The 18,965-nt window shown below is 58.2% G+C and carries 16 protein-coding genes; 4 read left to right on the top strand and 12 right to left on the bottom strand.

Annotation, left to right across the window (positions count from 1 at the left end):
- Positions 1-11: 11 nt before the first annotated feature.
- The 3 genes from TBK1r_RS19100 to TBK1r_RS19090 form a co-directional block, all read right to left on the bottom strand.
- A complete protein-coding gene (locus tag TBK1r_RS19100) occupies positions 12-1,163 on the bottom strand; it encodes a site-specific integrase (protein WP_145214103.1) in 1,152 nt (383 codons plus the stop codon).
- Entirely contained in the window at positions 1,160-1,444 is a 285-nt protein-coding gene (locus TBK1r_RS19095) for a hypothetical protein (protein ID WP_145214100.1), read from the bottom strand. Before TBK1r_RS19095 ends, TBK1r_RS19100 begins: the two co-directional genes overlap by 4 nt.
- A gap of 353 nt (positions 1,445-1,797) precedes the next feature.
- Complete coding sequence (locus tag TBK1r_RS19090; RefSeq protein WP_145214097.1) at positions 1,798-2,004, bottom strand: hypothetical protein; 207 nt, start codon at positions 2,002-2,004, stop codon at positions 1,798-1,800.
- A 93-nt stretch (positions 2,005-2,097) separates the two neighbouring features.
- Between TBK1r_RS19090 and TBK1r_RS19085 the strand changes: the two genes are divergently transcribed.
- On the top strand, positions 2,098-2,385 hold the full coding sequence (locus tag TBK1r_RS19085) for a hypothetical protein (RefSeq protein WP_145214094.1): 288 nt from the start codon (positions 2,098-2,100) through the stop codon (positions 2,383-2,385).
- Positions 2,386-3,235: 850 nt separating this feature from the next.
- Here TBK1r_RS19085 and TBK1r_RS19080 read toward each other — a convergent pair.
- The 3 genes from TBK1r_RS19080 to TBK1r_RS19070 form a co-directional block, all read right to left on the bottom strand.
- Positions 3,236-4,036 (bottom strand): hypothetical protein, encoded by an 801-nt coding sequence (locus TBK1r_RS19080; RefSeq protein WP_145214091.1) that lies wholly within the window; start codon positions 4,034-4,036, stop codon positions 3,236-3,238.
- A 915-nt stretch (positions 4,037-4,951) separates the two neighbouring features.
- On the bottom strand, positions 4,952-5,482 hold the full coding sequence (locus tag TBK1r_RS19075) for a pentapeptide repeat-containing protein (protein WP_419580142.1): 531 nt from the start codon (positions 5,480-5,482) through the stop codon (positions 4,952-4,954).
- 188 nt (positions 5,483-5,670) lie between these two features.
- On the bottom strand, positions 5,671-6,066 hold the full coding sequence (locus TBK1r_RS19070) for a hypothetical protein (RefSeq protein ID WP_145214070.1): 396 nt from the start codon (positions 6,064-6,066) through the stop codon (positions 5,671-5,673).
- A gap of 1,867 nt (positions 6,067-7,933) precedes the next feature.
- On the opposite strand from TBK1r_RS19070, the gene TBK1r_RS19055 reads away from it, so the two are divergent.
- From TBK1r_RS19055 to TBK1r_RS38675, 3 genes are read left to right on the top strand one after another with little or no spacing between them, the layout of a single operon-like run.
- The gene (locus tag TBK1r_RS19055; protein WP_419580141.1) at positions 7,934-8,722 is read left to right on the top strand and encodes a JAB domain-containing protein; all 789 of its coding nucleotides are present in this window, start codon (positions 7,934-7,936) and stop codon (positions 8,720-8,722) included.
- Entirely contained in the window at positions 8,722-9,462 is a 741-nt protein-coding gene (locus tag TBK1r_RS19050; RefSeq protein WP_145214058.1) for a GP88 family protein, read from the top strand. Before TBK1r_RS19055 ends, TBK1r_RS19050 begins: the two co-directional genes overlap by 1 nt.
- On the top strand, positions 9,459-9,617 hold the full coding sequence (locus TBK1r_RS38675) for a hypothetical protein (RefSeq protein WP_419580140.1): 159 nt from the start codon (positions 9,459-9,461) through the stop codon (positions 9,615-9,617). Before TBK1r_RS19050 ends, TBK1r_RS38675 begins: the two co-directional genes overlap by 4 nt.
- Positions 9,618-10,523: 906 nt before the next feature.
- Here TBK1r_RS38675 and TBK1r_RS19045 read toward each other — a convergent pair.
- The 6 genes from TBK1r_RS19045 to TBK1r_RS19020 form a co-directional block, all read right to left on the bottom strand.
- Positions 10,524-11,474 carry a hypothetical protein gene (locus TBK1r_RS19045; protein WP_145214055.1) on the bottom strand — a complete coding sequence of 317 codons (951 nt, stop codon included), beginning with the start codon at positions 11,472-11,474 and terminating at the stop codon, positions 10,524-10,526.
- Positions 11,475-11,713: 239 nt separating this feature from the next.
- Positions 11,714-13,060 (bottom strand): hypothetical protein, encoded by a 1,347-nt coding sequence (locus tag TBK1r_RS19040; protein WP_145214052.1) that lies wholly within the window; start codon positions 13,058-13,060, stop codon positions 11,714-11,716.
- Positions 13,061-13,069: 9 nt separating this feature from the next.
- A complete protein-coding gene (locus TBK1r_RS19035; RefSeq protein WP_145214049.1) occupies positions 13,070-13,369 on the bottom strand; it encodes a hypothetical protein in 300 nt (99 codons plus the stop codon).
- On the bottom strand, positions 13,366-15,519 hold the full coding sequence (locus TBK1r_RS19030) for a hypothetical protein (protein ID WP_145214046.1): 2,154 nt from the start codon (positions 15,517-15,519) through the stop codon (positions 13,366-13,368). Before TBK1r_RS19030 ends, TBK1r_RS19035 begins: the two co-directional genes overlap by 4 nt.
- A complete protein-coding gene (locus TBK1r_RS19025; RefSeq protein ID WP_145214043.1) occupies positions 15,519-15,947 on the bottom strand; it encodes a hypothetical protein in 429 nt (142 codons plus the stop codon). The genes TBK1r_RS19030 and TBK1r_RS19025 overlap by 1 nt, the downstream gene beginning before the upstream one ends.
- The gene (locus tag TBK1r_RS19020) at positions 15,944-18,955 is read right to left on the bottom strand and encodes a coiled-coil domain-containing protein (protein WP_145214040.1); all 3,012 of its coding nucleotides are present in this window, start codon (positions 18,953-18,955) and stop codon (positions 15,944-15,946) included. The genes TBK1r_RS19025 and TBK1r_RS19020 overlap by 4 nt, the downstream gene beginning before the upstream one ends.
- Between the last annotated feature and the right edge of the window lie 10 nt (positions 18,956-18,965).

Genomic DNA, 18,965 nt, shown 5'->3' with positions numbered 1-18,965 from the left:
CTTTGTCAGCCTCAGGCTTGGTCACCACTTTGGTCACCAAATCTCGATTCATCGAAATCGATTTTCCCACTCAGGTCACCGACGTAATACCTCTCCGTCGTCGACCGGCTGCGGTGCCGAACCATCTCCTGAATCAGGGCGATCGGCATGCCCCGAATCGACCATCGCGTGACAAACGACGACCGGAAATGCTTGGCGGTCGCCGCCTTGCCCTCTTCGGCCCAAACATCGGCCTTCCTGCCAATATCGGCAACGACCTTGGAAAGCGATGTGCGACTCTCAAGCAAGCCCGTCTCGCAACGAGGCTGATAAAGAAAACCACCATCGGCCACCCGTCGCTCCACGTCCGCCGCAAAGTCCTTTGTCACCCTGGCGATCACATCCCGTCGGTTCTTTTGAGTGTTGACCCAGCAAAACTTCGGGTGCTCCCCCGCCAGATTCAACGGCCGGTGGCAGTTGCGCCGCGTCGCGTGAATCTGAAGCGGCTCGCACATGCGACACCCGGACAGCCACAGCGCCTCCAGGTAATCTTTGACCGACTGGCCGTAGCGTTTGCCAACAACCGAGTCGGTGACATCCTTCATCTTCTTCAAGTCGTCCCGTGTGATGGGGTTCAATCGCATCGCCGGCAAGACGTGTTCAACCCGCCCGCGACTGCGACGACGTGGCAACGGATCCATCATTTCCATCGAAGCCGCCCAGGAGAGTCCGCTTCGCAGCGTCGCGACGTAGGACGACACGCTGCCGCCGGACAGCTTCGATCGAATCAGCGTCTCGACCTCCGACAAGAACAGCGGCTTGACGTCCGAAAGCATCAACTCACCGTAAACTTGCTGGCTCTCCGCGGCCGCCGCGTGAAGGAACTTGACGACCGCGTTCCATTTCTGCTGGTTGTCCGTCGAAGTGAACTTCAGGTGCTCCTGCTTGTACTTCTCTTCGAACGCGTCCCAGCTGAAGTCGTCTCGCCGCAGCGACTCCTTCAACTCCTGCTCTTTGGTAACGGCAAGTCGATCGGCTCGCGATCGACCGCGTTTGTTGCGGGTGGTGATTTCGGTTTGCTCCGACCGCCGTTTGCCCGTGAACGGATCCGTCCACCGCAGGAAGTAGCGGCCCTTGGATGCTTTCCAAAACACACCCACACGCACCGTGGGAATTCTTTTCATTGCTCTGTGGTCTCCTTGTTTTTCGCTCGAGTTGACGCCCCCGACTTTCGTTGGCGTTCCCGTTTCTTTTCTTCTGAATCAACCAGTCCCCTCCGGCTCATCGCATCGATGTAGTCAGATCCAAGGACGTTTAGGCGGCCTTGCCAGGCCTCCGAGTAAACACAGTTTTCACGAATGAACTTTTTCATCTCAGCCAACGAAATGCCTTCGATTCGACGAAGCTTTTCGGCGTTGTAGAGAAGGTTCGGATCAATCGCTTCGATATGAGAATCCTTTGACATGACCAATACCGTTTGAACGCGCCGCCGGTTGGCCGTACTTGCTTCGTACACGCCCCCCAGCGTCCGCTCTGATCGCCAGAGTCGTGGAGTTGGTGCCGGATCGCTTGAGCCCAGAGTGGCCTCCTTGCGAGCCAGCGTTAAAAAACGCGGTGGTGTAAAGACAGCACGGACGGCAAGCCGTCGCGCTGGATGGGCGCATTGCTGGAGGGCCTCGGGCACGGGGCCAGAGCAAGTGCGCGCAGCAACACGCGCACGAAGGAGCAGCTGTCATTGATTCCGTCCGGTGTCTTCGGATGGGCTTTGATGGTGGGTGGGAAGCCGTTGGCGCGGCCCCCACCCCCTTCGTCGTTTTTTCAGCGTTCCAGGATACCGTCCGAGACCGGTAACGCAAACGCAGGTCGTGTCCACAGTTGTCTCTCATGATGCATCGAGCCGTCGGGTAACGTGGCGGCTCGCCCTTCAGGTGCCCATTCGTTGGTACCGCCAACCGTGGCGATCAAGCTGTCTTTTTCTTTTGCTAGGATCATCCCGGCGAAAATGACACGGATGGTCAGGCCCACTTTGAGGGTGTGTGGAAAACCCGTCAGCGACGAATCCGAAGTGCTTGGAAGCAAACGCCTAGCGAAAAACCACGTCAAATTGCGAGGCAAACCTTGACCCTGCCGCTGGCCATCTGCTTCTTCAGTCAGGTGACCAAACGTGTCGGCAATGCCAGCAAACTGGCTTGCATGAGCTACTTCATCAAGAAAGGGACGCGAGTGACCGTCCGCCGCCCCAACGCCAAGCCAACCGACTGGTTCAGCTACCAAACGCAGCGAGACTTACGGCTAAACGAACCACTGAGCATCGAACGGGGCAGCTACCTGTTCGAGTTTCAGAATTGGCGAATTCGAGTCCGAAAGAACCACGTAGAGCGCTTGAGTAACGCAACGTCCGCATAAGCTAGCTGCGGAATCGGCCTTTTTCCCCTTGTTCAGCGTGAAGCGAGGGCGACCCACGTCGTCAAGCGATTTGCCATGCCCGCAGCCGGCAAGGTCCTTGGCACATGTCCAAGACCATCGCCAGCGGCGTTGGTCTGACCAACGCATGGCTCGCCGCGCAAGGCGTGTTGAGTTGAAACAGTCTGTGGGCCGAGCTTGCTCACCTTCGCTCTGCCGCCGCATGCGGATCCGCACCTACGGTGGTGTGGGGAGGGCGTCCGGAGCGATCCGGACCCCTATCCCGATTCGCATGGTTATCCGGGTTTGTAGAATTCACTTCGACGGCGCTCAATGAAGTTGATCAGGTCCGGTGTGGACAGATGCAGCCAACCAGCGACAGGATAGATTACGGAGCTTCGTCGCACGATGACGAACAAAATGACTGCCGTAATGCAAGATGTGGCGAGTATCGGTGTCAATGCTTGCGCTAACGTCGGAAAGGACTGTTTTTGATGCATCAAGTATGGTGCGGAGAGCGCAATCGCAGGTGGCACAATCAAGATGGGGAGCAATTTTAAGGCTATTGAAGGTGGCAGCTTTCGAATCACGCGGGTCCGACAGGTCTTGCAATGAACCGAAGTAAGGTTCACCTTCCAGGTGTCTACAAGCGACAAGCAGACGGGGCATTTATGTGGGTGAAGCAACTCACACTCTCCAACTTCGGTCGATTGCACAGTGCGGAATGGATTTGCCATCTTTGAATTCGGATAACGACAGGGTTGACTGGGGCTGGGCAAAAGATCAACCATTCTCGAACGACGCTTTCGAGGCCTCCGCATCCAATCCATTGTTCTGCCGCGTTGCGTCGCGATCAAGTCATGTCAAACAATTCGAGTAGCGTTGCTGAGTTTACACCATCGGACCCACGCCACCAACAAAACGGATAGCGGCGGTCAACGAAGCGTTGAGCTGGAAGCTGACGATCTCGATATTCGACGAACCGATTTAGATATCCATTGTGCGATTCTGTCTGCAAAACACCTGCGATCCCCAGGATGTCCAACAATACGTCGCGTTCGTCTTTGTTGGACCGAACCGCCTTGGGAATCGCCTTGTGCAGGTTCGCGGCGGTCGTTTCGGCGGGCACAGATCTGATTGCGGCGATGCATTGCTCGAACAGTTCGTGGTCTTCGGCTGTCGGTGTCAGCCTTTCAATATCCGTGAACCGTTCTAGATTGAATACCGCGAACATTAGATCGTCATGGCGACAGCCGCCCCATTTGAATCTTTCGAAATTGAGTACGTTTAGGTCCTGCCCCTTCTCAGGCATGTTGTAAGAACCACATACATCGCACATGCCCGCGCCAGTGTGAGAATGAGCAGGGAAATGTCTTAGGTACGCCCAACTGCTTAGTGCAGACCGCAGTTCAAGGCATCTCGTCGATAGGCTGGCCAGAAACGCGTCAACAACTCGCGATTTCGCGATCGAGACCGACAGTTTGCGGCCCCGCTCGACGAGCTCGTCGTGGCTGACGAACAATGGGTCAAACATGACGCCAGCGGCCTTCGCGTGGGCAAAAGCGTCAGGCTCGATATGCCGCTCAGATTGGGGAACCCAGCCAGCGCTGCACCAATAGGTACTGAACAACGTTTTTAGAGCGGCTTTGGTCAACGCGGTGACTCAGGATTCGGTGAGCGGCAGAACGGCACGGATCACGCGGTCGCCGCGAGCGATCCTCCACTTCAAAACCACGACTCGGCGACTCGTCGTGCAGTACGCCCAACGTGGGCGTGATCATGTGGGGTGAAAGTCCCCTGTACTTAGTTCCGGTTTCTTTATTGGAGTCAGTATACCAAATGAAATTCTAACGAAAGACAGTACGAGGCGAGGGCAACTGCGGCGAGGCAACAGACCGTGGAGAGGAAGCCTGCGAATGTGCTCGTAAAGCTGGCTATTGATCTTGGATCGCGCGTTTCGACGAAAACTGAATCGCGCAAAGGTCCTCGACACAACGTTTCAGCCACATTCTCGCCAAGACCTGCGGTTGTTACGAACAGAAACCTCATACGAGGTCGACGACTCCAGGCCCGTCGCAGAGCGGCCCAATGCGTTCCAGCGGGCTGCTGACCGCGAAGCCGAACCGGAAGCCCGGCAGATGCCTTGAAAAAACTCTGGGCGTAGGTAAATGGGGAGCTTGGGCAGGGACAGATCGCGTTCTTATCTGGGGAGATCCAGTTGGCGTACCTGGGAGTAGGGCTTGCCCGAAAGCCAGGGCCGTGCATTCGAAAGTTACTCGGTGCCGACTGGAAGTCAGCAGAGGGCATAGTAGCGGACCCTTGTGGCCCGCGAAGGCCCGAAGGGAACGAGCAAGTACGTATCGTGGGTAGCTCGTGCTGTTGTCTCTTCGGAGACAAATCTCCGTATGGCGGTCAACCAGTTGCGGCGCTGGTCGTGATTCAATGGCTTGAGTCTTCGCGGCAACGCGAAGATTTGAAACTCGTGCTCAACCGCCGGATGCGGACCCGCATGTCTGGTGGTGTGGGAGGGGTTCCGAAGCGATCCGGGCCCCAATCCCGATACGGTTTGTTAGCCACCATCGGGCTCGGGTCCGTCTTCGTTTGTAAGCGCGATCACTTGATGTTGCGCATCGGTCAACTTCATCAGCTTGAGCTGAGCAGGTGTCATGATGGCTCGATCAAGAAGCGCATTTTCAAAACTACAACCGTCGAACGACGAACGTCGGAGATCGGCATCTCGCAAGTCAGCCCGATTGAACTTAACGCGAGTGAAGTTCGACGCCCGTAGATCGCAGCTGGCCAGCACCGCATCACTAAAGTCAACGTCGATGAAGTCGTTCCAACACAAACATGATTCTGTTAGGTCAGTATTACAAAACAAGGCGTCGTTGATCTCCGAACGTCCGAAGTACGTGCGCGGAAGCGTGAGATTGCTCAGGTCGTCGTGTTCTCCAACAAATGTTCGGAAGAAAGATACGCCGAGCTGTTCATCGTCGTAGCGGGGCATGCGCTCGGGCAAAGGTGGTATGTCACCAGGCTCAAGATAGTCCTTCTGAAGGCGGCGAACGGAGTTTTCGTAGCTGGCCCGTGCCTGTGCCATTGCGTTCTTACCTGTGGAGGGTGCCGAATTACTGCAACCTACGAGAACAGCGGCCGCGATTGCAAAAGAGACGGTACGCATTTTGGTGGCTAACTTCACGCGTCACCCGGTACGCGCGAAAGATTCTCAATTTCAAGAACGCCGACTCGCGTACTCGGGTGCACGCGATGGTTACCCGATTTCCCAATTTAAGCAATGCATTGCACGGCGGCAATCGAAATCATAAATGTTGTGAACAAGGACATCCCTAACACCGTGGCGATGACACGTTCTTTGTCCGGGAAATCCCGAAACGCCTTTGCCGTGAGAAATCGGTACAGCTCCGCAAGCAGTCCACCGTAGATCGCAGAGGCGAATAGGAAACCAAATTCTGACTCACCGAAGATTGGGTAGAGTTCCCATTGCGATTTGCGTCCCTGCGGGAATTGTCCGAAAAACAGTCCGGCTCGAAACGCAAGAGCATGTGTTGGCAGTGTGACGATCCATACGACCAGAGATGCTGTCCGTGCATCTGAGCGAACATCAGGAACAACATCGGCATCACCTGAGTGCGGAGCTTCGTAGGGGTTCGTCTCAGAGTTCAATTTCGCCAATGTGTGTCGGACATGCCAGAGGAAAAAGGAAGGGCAATCTCTTGTGCGGGTAACGTTAAGGATTGGCGGCCGGCGACGGTTGATATTGCGATGGCCAAACCAACCTGACTACGCCGGTCCGCCACATCCGTTGGTTCTGTGTTTTTTTGGTAGTTTAATCGATGTCGCGTGCGTAAAACAGCTTGAGTGCGTAGTCCTTGCATTTGCGGCAAATTGATCCAGATCCTTGTGTGTACACGTCCCGGATGGCGTCGTCAACGCAGAACACGCATTCCGATTGTGCGTCACTATGCGGCGATCGTAAGCGCTCAAAGTAGAAGCTGGCGCGATCGCAACAGTCAGTGCAAATCCCATGGTTTGGGCCATCACCCAGCATGATGTTAGGCACGTCATATTCGCCACGGTTGCAGAACGAGCATCTACGTGGCGGGACTCGAGGTGCGATTACGTTGAGTTCAACTGTATCGAGAAACTCTTCCCAGGTCATCAACGCCTTCAGTGCATGCTGCAGTGACGGATACCGTTGAGTGGTGACGTTGCACTCACCCGTCTGATCACGCCTGAGCCAAGATTGACGTTCTACGAAGCGATAGATCGTTCTTGAAGAGACGCACGAGCCAGTTTGGCAATCGCGTGGGAACTCACCTTCGTAGATGAAAGACGAAACAACCGGCACTCCCCCTTCAGCGAATCCGAATGAGTAGTACGTTTTACCAACAACTAAGTCTTTCGCTTCCACTATGAAATCATGTCGTAATTGTCACAGAACTAATAATTCTCCGGCGCGAGCGCCGGATATTAAGTCTAGCCCATGAGCGGGACCAATGGGCTGTGAGATCGGTTGATTGCGGTTTCGTCCTCCAAAATGTTGAGTTGTGTCAACTCAAGCGAGTTGTGCCCAGGAATGTCCTGCAGGCGTTTGAGTGGCATGCGAGTCGGGTACAGGTGCGTGACCGCTGCGCCCGGAATTTCGTGCGGCGGGATTCGACGTGTGGCACCGGTTGGCCTGGCTGCGACTCGAAATATCCGGCGCAGATGGCCGTCGTCGCGGCGGCATCGCGTCGCCCCCCTTTTTTGGAGGGTGCGCGACTGAGTGGCTCGCCCTGGAACACCCGCATCCACCGAAAACCATGTGATGCGGATGGGCATTTGCGTTCCTATTCGTGAGGCACCGGAACGCCCCTGAGATTTTTGCCCATGTCATCACGAATTCTCTCAGCCAGGCCGATCTGCCGTTGAATAGCATCGTGAATTCAGCTCGGAACTGGCACGATTCGGAGGTGGTCCTGCGTCGTGCTGTCCAGGAGGACAAACCGAAGCGAGATACATGCCCAGTCATCCCGCGGGCGACGCACGGCTCGGCGACTCAGTTTTCGCTGGATGGGGGCAAAACAAGGGAACGGACGCCGACGCAAAGAAGCTCTTCTCTATCAGCTACAAACTGCGGAGGTTGGAGCAACCGCGGCGAGTTTCTCTGTCCGCCTGGTCGCTGGAGTGGCGTACACCGACGCGTCACAGGGGACGTGCCTGATCGCATGAGGTGGGCAGGCCGTCAGGGATTTCAAAAGGTGGTGGTGGTGGTGATGATCTTTTTTGCACATGCCAACGAGAGGTGTTCGAGGCGGAACCCGCGATGGCCACCCCCGCCCCCTCGGAAGGACCCGTCCGGTGCTTGGTGGGAATGGCCGGCATTGCTCGCGATTCGCCGCGTTTGACACGGCGTGGGGCGTTGTTGACGGGGGCCGGATTCGGCCGATGATGCCCGCGGAAACACGCCGCGCGGCGTGTAAAGAACGCCACCCGGTAGCGCGCCAACGCTAGCCGGGTGACTTGCTCGCAACGCATGAGGTTGCAAACCGTGAACGATGATACCCGAAAGCGTCTTTTGAAGCGCCGCTACCGTTTTTTGTCCGACCCATCCCACGCGTGGCTACGCGTCCCGATGGCCGATATCGTGGCGCTGCGATTGGAAAACGATATCAGCCATTGCAGCTACGTCCGCGATTCGGTCGCCTACCTGGAAGAGGATTGCGACGCGGCCGCGTTCATCGCAGCCTACACGGCCGCATGCGGCAAACGCCCCGCCATCACCGAAGCGCCCCCGGCCAACAACGCGTCCCGCATTCGCGGCTATGCCGCGTGGGATCGGCGCAGCGTGCTATTGAACGTCGAACTACGTCGACAGCGCAACAAGACAACCAACGCGCTCCCCGTGTTCGAAACGCGTCTGGCCAAGATTCAAGAGGGGTCGGGCCGCTATGAAACGCCGATCACATCAACCCGCATCGCATGCGATACCCTGCCGGCATTGCTGCGCGACTATTTCGCGGACCGTTGCGATTGCGAAGAATTCGCGATTGTCACGTTAGACACGAAACACCGACCGACCGGCGTGGTTCGCATCACCCGCGGGACGTTGGACGCGTCGCTCGTGCACCCGCGGGAAGTGTTCCGCGCGGCCATCGCTGCGAGCGCTTCGGCCATCATCCTGATTCACAATCACCCGTCCGGCGACACCACGCCTAGCCGCGAAGATCACGCGGTGACGGACCGATTGACCGAATGCGGCAAAACGTTGGGTATCAACGTCCTAGATCACCTCGTGATCGGTGCCGACAGCGCAACCAGCATTCGGGAGGCCGCCTAATGTTATTACGCACCAACGCCAAGCTTGAAAAGCTAAACGGTTTGCCCTACTTGTCAGCCGGATTGACACTCGCGCCGCACAATCTGTCCGGGCACAACGTTTGCGCGGGCGCATCGAATGGTTGCGCCGCGTCGTGTGTCCTCTGGTTTGCCGGGTTGCGTGTTTCGTCGACGTCACGCCACGCGGCGCTGCGCGACACGCAATGGTTGTTCGGCCATCGTCGATCTTTCATCGACCAATTGAACCGCGATATCGTCAATCTCGTGCGGAAAGCGGAACGCCGACAGCTACGCGCCGCGATTCGGTTGAATGTCGCGAGCGACTTAGAATGGTTTGATGTCATCCAGCGATGGCCGGACGTTCAATTCTACGATTACACGAAGATTCGCTCCCGGTTTCGCGATTACTTGGCGGGGGAGCTCCCCGCGAACTACGCATTGACGTTTAGCCGGCATGAAAAGCACCACCCCGCCACGATCGCAAGCTTCTTGCGCCGCGGCGGGAATGTCGCTCAAGTGTTCGATGTCGAATACAATCCCCAGTGCGGCCGAATCGGTGAATTACCCGAATCGGTCCGCATTCATGGCCGGCAATGGCCAGTGATTGACGGGGACAGACACGACATCCGCTTGCCATCGGTTGACGGCCGCGGCGTGGTGGTTGGTTTGCGCCTGAAGGGAACAAACGCGGCAAAGTCGCGCGCCAGATACAACGGGTTCGCATTCAAGGGAAAGCGATGAAAGAGCTATTGCAGAGGGTTGCGGTTTTTCTAATGCATGTGATCGATTCGCCGGATACCGCACCGGAAACGCGGGAGGCCGCTGAAGAGCTCGAGCGCGATATCGTCGACGCCATCAACGAAAACTATCGGGAGGGTGACGACGAAGAGGAATAACGGCTAGCCGCGGCTAGCCACGAAACAACGAGGGAACCCCAGCTGGGGAGCGTATTGGTTCCATCGGTCCATTGTGACCGATAGCCGATGCGCTCCCTCGTTTCGTTCACGGGGGAGCGTATCGGCTACGCTCCCCCGTTTTTCTATGCGCGTTCAATGCATCTGCCCACACAATCGCCGCGGGCGTTAGCGGCCGATTCTCGCGATTCTGCGCGAGCTTTGCCCCCACTGCGCGGACCGCCACCGGTACGCGCCCCGCCTGCAGCTGCAGCAACGCGCGGACCGCCAACGCGCCGCGGCCGATCACCACCACGACACGCACCGATCGCCCCCGCCGCGTGTCACGCGATACCGCTGCGCATCGACGTGGACAATTCGCGGGCTTCGCCCACTATTTGCGGGATTCTTGAAAAACTTTCCCGCGAATTTTGCGGGGGAGATCCGGGCGCAATCGGGCCGAAAATCCGCCCCCTATCAGGGGTGCGGTGTAGCAGAGTTTCAGACCACGCGTTTTCGCGTGGTTGTTGGTACGTGTTGCAGGCACGTGAACGCACAGGGCTTCATCGCATCAAGATTCCATATTTTTTTGCCCCGCGGCAAAACAGAATCGCCGCGAGCGAAAGCCCGAAAGCATCATATTGGAAAGAGGGGCATCGCGAATGGATCGGGCATACGTGTTGGTGTCCAGGCTTCAGCCGCCCACTCTCGCTGCGTAGCAGCGAGACGAATCGCCTAAAGGCTAAACACCAACACTCACCTGGCCACGAAATCGAATCGGCGCGAGCGAACGCCCGAAAGCATCGTCTTGGAAAGAGGGGTATCGCGATTGGTACGGGCATACGTGTTGGTGTCCAGGCTTCAGCCGCCCACTCTCGCTGCATCGCAGCGAGACGGATCGCCTAAAGGCTAAACACCAACACTCACCCGGTCGCGAATGAACGTGGTCTTCGCTTCCGGACAGACCACCGCGACGCCTCTCGCAACGTTCGCGATTCGTTTGGCTTGGACGCTGCAGGACTCAATGAAGATGTCGAGTCCGAACTCGCGACAGCGATTCGCCTTCCACTCACCCACGTCCACCATCGAACGTTCCTGTTGAGTCCGCCACGGGCCCATCACCAGGCGACGATACTTGATCCGCCGTTCGGCGAGCCACTGCTCGGTCAGCTCGCGATACTTCTCCAGCCGCGCCGTGATGATGTACGGCAACTCGGCGACACCGGGATGCCGGATACACGGCATCTCGATAATACGCATGCGATACCGCAATCCATCGTCGTCTTCTTCGGGCGTGAAGTCGGGGCAGAGCACGCCGTCGAAATCGGTGCCGATCGGAATCGTGTTCATCAAGTTCGGATTGCCAAGCAGATTCCATTCGAACCAATGGGCCAGTTCCAGCGTGCGGTGATGCAGATCAATCCCGGCGAGTGCCTGCGTCGTGGAATAGATCGCCCCGAACAACGTATTGGGCCGATCGCCCAGCCACTGTTTCGCTTCGTTGATCGACGTCCCACTCGCGGTGGAATCTTCCATCACCAACAGCTTGCCGGCCTTCAACTCGACATTCCGCAGTCGCAACCCGGTCGCCAGTCGATGCAGCCCTGACTCTTCGAGACTGTACAGCGGCAGACCGAGCCGCACGGCAAGTTCGCTGGCGACCATCATCCCCGACCGCGGCACACCGGCGATCGCGTCGAGTTGCATCACCGAAAGACGCGACGCAAAGTCCGCGATGTCTCGCCGCAGTTCTTCGTACGTGATCCAGGGACCGTAGAAGTGATGATCGGTCACCCAGTCCGGATCAAACCGCGGATTGGCGTGATCGTGGCAGCCCTCCCCATCGGCGATCAGCGACATCGACTTGCACAGCGTTCCTTTGTAGAGTCCGCAACCGCTCCTGCCGTCAGATGTCCTGTAGTGCTCGCACTTCACGCATGCGGCTATCGCTCTCGTGACACGACTGATCCGCGGTGACGCTTTTGCGGCGACCTGGTTCCTGGAGTTGCCGTCTACGCGGATGGGTTGTCCGCAACAAGAGAATTTTGTTGCCACGTCCGCGGCGAATGTCCGACCGCAACCGACACACTTTCGCGAAGTCATACCGTCCAAGTTCCTCCAACCGTCCCGTAGTAGCCAAGAATCTCGTCCGGTGTCTTGGTCTCGATCGTACAAGAGGTGCGTATTTGGAAATCCATTTCATCAGGAGGGTCGACTGGCACGCCGTCATCGTCTGCATCGTACGACAGCGTCCCAGAAACACTGAGCGTGAACCCGTTTTGCAAGTCATTGCACGCGATGTCAGCCGACGTCGAGCCACCGGACACGATGTTGAGATCACAGTTGTTGCCGGGCCCACACGAGAATTGATTGATGTGGGTGAACTGCGTGGAAAAGGTCGCGGTGTAATGCGGCTTTGGGTACGGCTGGGAATACGTCGGGGTCGGCCACTTCAGAGCGACCTGTGCCGCATAAGTGAACCCCGCATCGTGGAGAGCAATTTCGATGGTCTTGTAGGAATACGACCCGCCGCCCTCGTCGACCCATCTGACGAAGCTGCCGCCCTGTCCGCACGGGTTTGAAAACTGATGGGTCTGCAAGGTCTCAGTCGGGTCGGGCGGGTCAGGGAACGGCGATGAAGGCGGCCCCGTCAGCACCGTCCCTGATGCCCATGCGATCGGGCTTGGCACCATGCAATCAGGAAAGATCCACGCCCACGGATCCCATCCGGTCGACGTGATGTCTGCGACGTAGTAGTCGCGGTTGTACCCTGGGTCGTCTTGGTACAGATGATTCTGTGTCATCTGCTTGACCATGAAGTACGGGCATTCGAGGGACGGTTCCGTCCAGCAAAGCCGCTCGTACGTCGGCACGTATGTGTCCGTGACCGTTACCGTCGATTCGCTGATTGTAAACCCGCCGATCGTCGCGTCGGTCCAGACAACCGAAAATGAATCTGGCGCGTTGGTCGCACGGTCAGCGGTCAGGATGGAGTACGCATTCGCCTCAGCTCCGAACACGGTCCCAAGCTGATAGTTTCCGTATCCGAGTAGATACGCATGCGTGGGAGTGACTCGCAACCGAAACAAGAACAGGTCGTCAGAAGGCAAGTGCCGCTCAAACTGCCCGATTGAATCCGTGTGGCCGTCAACCGTGATCGTCTGGGCATCGGTATCGATCGCATAGTCAACGGAATCGATCGTGAACGTCGCTTGGCCACGCATGTAGAACCGAATCTCCCACGCCTCTTTCCCCGTGAGAAAAAACGCCGGGTTCACCTCTCCATCCACGTCAAACGTGCGGATCTGCTCGTTCGGCGTGACCCACACCATGCCGGCATCCGTGATCGTGCCATCAGCAGCGGCCGACCATTTGCCGATCGTGTCATAGAAATTCGCCGCACAGTCTGTTTCCAAGCAACAATTGCCGCTCGTTCGGTCAACCATGGTTCATCCTCAGCACAGTAAGACCAGTACGACGCCCAGACCGTTCGCATCAAGCATCATCACGATCCGATCGGTGGGCTGGATGTCCACGTTGATCGCGTTTCGCGTTCGGATCGCGTCACCGGTGCTCTGCTTTCCATACTGCCACTGGACGACACCAGCGCTGACATTCGATTCGGTGAATTCGATCGGGACTGCATTGAAGAAATGGAACTTGTCCTCACCGGCTGGTCCCACCGCTTCCTCGAACTTCGACGCCCCGCTCGTCGCGATTGCTTCGAACGGGAACCCAGGCCGTGGTCCGCTCATGCATCGACCTCCGGAACGGGAACACGTGCGATCAGACTCGTGATGTCCAAGTCATTGTCGATCGCGGTGATGTCCATCACATATGGAGGCGGCGAGTCGGACTCCACGACCGGTGTCGCGATCCGCACTTCACTGATCACCGCGTTGACCGCTGTGCCGTTGATCGATGCGATCAGGGATCCGGTTTCGATGTTCAGCGCCCGACCGGTGCGGATCCTGGCCGTCGTGCGAGGCGTCAAGAATCGCTCCGCCGCCAGCGTCCCGAGTGCCGTCAACATGTCAAACGGATCCCGCAGCGTCCCGCCGTCGCTCGTTTCCAGCGATCCCTGGTAGTCATAGCCGACGACCGTGCCGGCAGCGATCTCGACATGCTGCAGACCGGGATGGTCCAGCACGATGTACCGTTTGCGAACGAAATCGGCCGACACCGTGGCGGGGAAGCGGACTTCCGGCCGCCGATCACCCACCATCGCCGCGGTGATGATCATCGTCTCGCTATCCAGCTCGCCCCAGATCTTTGGGTTCGTCTTTTCAGGGTCCGCATCATTGCCCGTGAACGAAGGCCGATGGGCGTGCTGCGGCGCACCGTCGACTTCAATGCGAAAGCCTGGCCCGCGATCGAAGTACGAAACCACTCGCAAATCGTACTCCAACGCATTCGGATGCTTGACCGGACTCAAACCGAACTCCGTAAACACCGTCTGCAGCCGGCGGTATTTGTTCGCTTGCCCTGGTTCCTCGATAAACACCAGGATCGGCATTGTCCGCCGTCCACGTTGCTCGTCGACGGTCGCGATGTCACCCGAATAATCGATGCCCTTGAACAGCGGCAACCGATCCATGAACTGGACGTTGCCAAGATACGGGATGTAATCGTCATCGCCCGGATCCGATTTCCAAAACAACGGTTCGCCGTTGACCTGGCCATCCCAGTCATCGCGAATCGGAAACGTCCGGTAGACGTCCTGGTACTTGGTCTGATCCCGAAAGAATTGGTTCCACTCGCGTTGTTGTGCGAGCGTACCCGCCGCCCAAAAAGCTTCCCCAGAGTATCCGGCCACATACTCCGACAATTCTGTCGGCGTCCAACCGGCCACCCAGTCGTCCGACCAATAGAACGTCCCCACCGCAACCTCCCGCGGACCGCGGACAACCACCTGGTCAACCATGTCAGAATCGTCTTCGTCGATCGCCGCGTCTGACAAACGGTCTTCGTCCAGTATCCAAGTCTGGATGTCATGATTCGCCGGCAGATTGGTCACACCGGGCAACGTGATCGCCGACGCAGCCCGAGTGAAAAACTCGATGTTGATCGCACTGATCGTTGGGACGTTGGTGATCGGATTCGCACCGGGAAACGCTACTTCGGGCATCACCCTCCAGCCCAACATTCGATCCGACGGAGTCAACTCGGTCAGGCAATCGTGAACCGATCGGCCGTCGGTCTCCAGTCTCGGATGGTCCCAATCCGGCAACCGGTCTAGACCGACGATCGTCCAGGGAATCGATCCAGGGATGAAGTTCGACGTCGGCAGGTGGAACGACATCAGGTGTTGGGCGATGTCTTGACTGGACCACCACTCGCGAGCCTCCACACCAGGATTCTCGAACGCGTAAACGGTCGGCGTCGGATCCGCATCCAACACCTTCACCATCGCCGAGCCGCGATCCCCCTTGGTGCCCCGGTTGAACATCGCGCCCGTGTCATTCCGAATCCACTTTTGCGAATCCGCCGGGTCAACGTGCACCGTCGATGTGATCGTCGCATATTGCAGGGCACGGTCGAATCCGAAACACGGGATCCGTTGGATTCCGCTGACATCATCTTCGTCCAAGGTAACCGGGGAGTCCGCATACCCGAGCCACGACAGCCATTCACTCGGCCCAATCGGCTGCAGAATCAGTACGTAGTAGCCGCGCGTTGTGACTTTCGGCACCGACGCTGCCGCCGGCGCTCCCGGCACGTAGACCGTGTTCCCGTAACGCCACTGCAGCGACGCCGCGCTCACCTCCGGCGCGATCGTCCAGACCACTTCTTCGACGATGGCGTTCGGCTGATAGACGAACGGATCCGACCAAACCGACTTCGTGAAAACCAGCAGGGCGGCGTTCTCGGGGTTGCCGAGTCCGTTCAGGTTGATGGTTGGCATCAGACGACCGGGTTCTCAATCGCGTACATCGTCCACTGACTGACCATCCGCAGGGCAGGCGAAAAGGAACCGTAGATCGTCCCGCGGTATCCATAGAACGCCGGAATCACCTTCCAATCGACCATCCGGGCTTGGGTGACGACAAACTTGTGCCCGCCCGGTGCCGACCAGTTGATGTCCGCGCCGTTGACCCGTTCGATGATCGAAACGGTCGCGCCTACTTTGGTCACGATCGTGCTCTTCTCGACCACTAGCGCCGTTGCCGCGGCAAACCGAACCAATGTCAGCGTGAATCCGGGAGACCGCTCCTGTGTCTTTTGAATTCCGATGCCTTCCATCGACTGTGACCTGAACGGGATCGCGTCCGGTTCCGGAAGCAGGATATCGCCGCGTTTGAAATCGAATTCGATCGAGTCAATTTTGATCACGGTGCCCGCCTCCGGTCCGCCGCGCCGGCGGCTCGTCGAGTGGCATCGGTGGGCCGGCGTTGATTCGGTTTCGTGTTCTCGGCGGTCTTTCGTGCTTCACCGAGTTGCTCGGTCTGCAACGCTTCGATCCGCTCCAACACCGACGCCAGCCGCAGAAACACATCCTTGTTCGCCGAAACCACCGACGCAGCATCACCCTGCAGGAACGAATAGTCATCGGATCGGATCGCGCCGGCGACTCGGCTGGCCCGGTCCGATAGTGCCGAAATCACATCCGGCGATTCCGCCAGCGTCGCCGACGACTGCAAGGTCGCGAACGCCGTTTCCAGCAAATTCGAAACACGCCGGACCCGCGGTGCTTCCGCCGGTGTGATCCCGCCGGCCCGCAGATCTCGCGATCGCTCCGCCAACCGGAAGATCCCCGAGAAAACTTCCTCCGATCCTTCGCTGCCGCTCAGCAACACGCCGTTGCGGATCCCGATCTCCTCGAACGACTGCTGCAGACTTTTCAGCAATCCGGAACTGCGGGTCTCTTTGAGCGTATCGGCCAGCTGTTCACGAAACGCACCTTGCTGCGCCCCGATCGCATCGTACGAAAACTGCAACGCTTGTCCCGTCTCGGCTTGGCGTTGCAAGTACGCTTGTTCCAACTGTGGCGTTCCGAAACGAAGTTCCCGCAGCTTGTCGTCCAACAAGGCGGTCGAGCCACGGTGTCGGCGCAGGTTTTCGTAGGCCGCGATCGCGTCGTCGTAGGCTTGTCCGCCCGTGACGAACTGCTCGGTCGCACTGCGGAACCGCTGCTCCCCGAATTTGTCTTTCAGGAATGCTTCGCGAAGAACGGGATTCTGCTGCAGCACCTTCAACTGATCAAAGAACAACTCCGGCCGCCCGCCCCGGTAGCCCTTGATGCTGGCCGCCGCGATCGTGCCCTCCAGTTCCGCGATCTTTTCCTGGTACGCCCGGTCCTTGTCACCGATCCGATCCCGTAGCCCCTGCAGTTGGGCCGCATCGTCATCGGAAAACTCGACCCGTCGGACGCGACTCAATTCACGCCCCAAGTCCCGCTTCTGGATCCCCAGCACGCGCCGCGTCTCGGCATCCAAATCACCGGCGTCCAATTTTGATTCGATGCTGTCGATTTCCGACTGCAAGCGTGCGATTTCGCGATCGTTCTTCGCCTTGTCGGCTTCGTTTTGACTCAGCTTGTTGAACGTGTGCCGCTGCACCGCCGTCAACGGGTCCGCTTTCTTCAGCTTCGCCAGTTCCGCCGTCGCCTCGGTCGCATCCTTTCCCAGGTCTTGAAAGAACGATCGCAATCGAGCCTGGATCTGAATCTGCGCCGTTTGTGAAGCATCGCCCTGTGAATCCGCACCGGCACGGGTGACCGCCGTGAACGCCGCCGTCGCTTGCAATGCCGACTCAGCCCGCAACGCGTCGGAAACCGAATTGGCCGCCGCGACCTGGACCGGTGGGAGATTCCGAAACAACTTCGACGGATCCACGATGCGGGCATCCGACCCAGCAAGAAGCAACTGCGAAGCGACCTCCTTCACGTTCTGATTTCCGGTCGCACGGATTGAGTCCGCCAGCGCGGTCGATGTTTCGTCGACGAACTCAGGTGTCAGCGCGGTCAATTTGGCCGCGACAGGCAAGATCTGTTTGATTTGGTCCACCGATGCCCCGGCCGATCGAGTGTCACCGATCGCTTTGGTCAGGTTAACCAGGTCGGGAAACGCCGCCGCGATCGCCGTGTCGGGAACCAGGTTCTGCAGCAAGTCCGTTCGATCCGACTGGTTGACCGTCGCCAGGTTCTTGAGGGCTTCTTGCTGTGCGGCCGCCAGCGTGCGTTGTTCGTCCGCGGACTTCTTGAGCACATCTTGCTGTTCCTGCATCGCCTGCGTGACGAATTGAACCGCCTCCTGCACGCCGACATAGGCCGCCGCGATCGATGCGATCTCGGTCACGGCGAACGAAGAAGCCTGTCTGAACGCGCTGTTGCTTTTCTTCTCGTGATCTTGCAGATGTTTGTGCCACTTTCTGGCTTCTGCCGCCAGCCTCGGATCGATCTGCTCCAGCGGCTTGATCATGTCCTTGAACGTTCTTTCGACGATCTTGCCCGAACTGACCAGGTGCGTTTTGATCTTGTCCGCCACCTGCTTGCTGACCGGATCGCCGGCACGAAGCGCATTTAACGCTTGCTCGTATTTCCCTTCGCCGAACTTCGCCGCCTCCGCCATGTCCCGCTTCCAGCGATTGACCGATCGTTTCAACTCCGGCCGCAACGCGATGATCTTTTGGGCGATTCCCTCGATGCCTCCCTCGGCCGCCAGCGAAGACTCCTTCATGTCGACGCCCAGGACCTTCGCCAGCTCTCTCGCCTGCTTCGTGCCCCCTGCCAACTGAGACACAAACTGATCCAAACGGGATTTCTCGACGTGTTTCTTTGCCTGCTCCATCGCCCGAGCGATCGCCTTGGCGGCATTCGGATCAATCCGATTCAGCTCCGCGACAAGCCTTTTGGCTTCGCCGATCCGGTCTTCGGGGATTTCGGTTGCCTTTTTGATCTCAGCGCCCAGGATCTTGAAATCGCCACCGAGTGACTCGAGCTGCGCACGCGTCTTTTCGAACTTGTCGGCCTTATCGGTCTTCGCCCATTCAGCGAGAATTTCGCGCGCCTGAGCGGCAAGTTTCTGATCGACGGCGTCTAGTTTCTTGAGGATGTCATCGACGGACTGTTTACCGTGTTGGCTCAGTTCACCGAATAGCTTCTTTCCTTGCGGACCGATGCCCCGCAGCTGCTTGAGGATCTTGTCGGTCGTCGCCGCGGTCGCGTTGCCGGCCTTCAGCATCGCGTCGACCATCTCCTTGCCCATCGCATCGACTTCGACACCGGTCTTCTTCAGACCCGCGCGCAACTCCTCGTCGGCCGCTTGGGCTTTGCGAAACCCGTTCAGCAACCTCTCCTCGTCCGAGGTGAGTTCGACGATCAGCTGAGCCTTACCCGCCATGATGCTCTAC

The organism is Stieleria magnilauensis (genome assembly GCA_007753675.1).
GTDB classification, from domain to species: domain Bacteria; phylum Planctomycetota; class Planctomycetia; order Pirellulales; family Pirellulaceae; genus Stieleria; species Stieleria magnilauensis.
The sequence above is the reverse complement of the archived record's forward strand: the minus strand, read 5'-3'. Positions and strand labels throughout refer to the sequence as shown.